The organism is Bartonella senegalensis OS02, from assembly GCF_000312545.1.
Taxonomy (GTDB): domain Bacteria; phylum Pseudomonadota; class Alphaproteobacteria; order Rhizobiales; family Rhizobiaceae; genus Bartonella; species Bartonella senegalensis.
Map to the genome: position 1 here is coordinate 1 of NZ_HE997579.1, position 210 is coordinate 210.

Sequence of the window (210 nt, forward strand, 5' to 3'; positions counted from 1 at the left end):
AAAAAGCTGTGAACCGATAACGGCTTCATTTGACTCCGCTGAGAGTGCGGCATCCTTTATCCCCGTAAGAGTACGCTTTTCTTTATTTTTGTTAGCAATATCGATTTTATCACCGTCTATATCCTTACCAATGGTGATGTGTTGCGTTTCTTTATCTTGCTGCACAAGGCTTTCATCTTCCACTTTTTGGATCACATTATTAACTTGTTC

General features: G+C 39.5%; 1 protein-coding gene. It reads right to left on the reverse strand.

What is annotated here, in order from left to right; all coding sequences use genetic code 11:
• Positions 1-210: hypothetical protein (locus tag BN200_RS09445; protein ID WP_034989556.1), on the reverse strand; the 210-nt coding region annotated here is incomplete at both ends.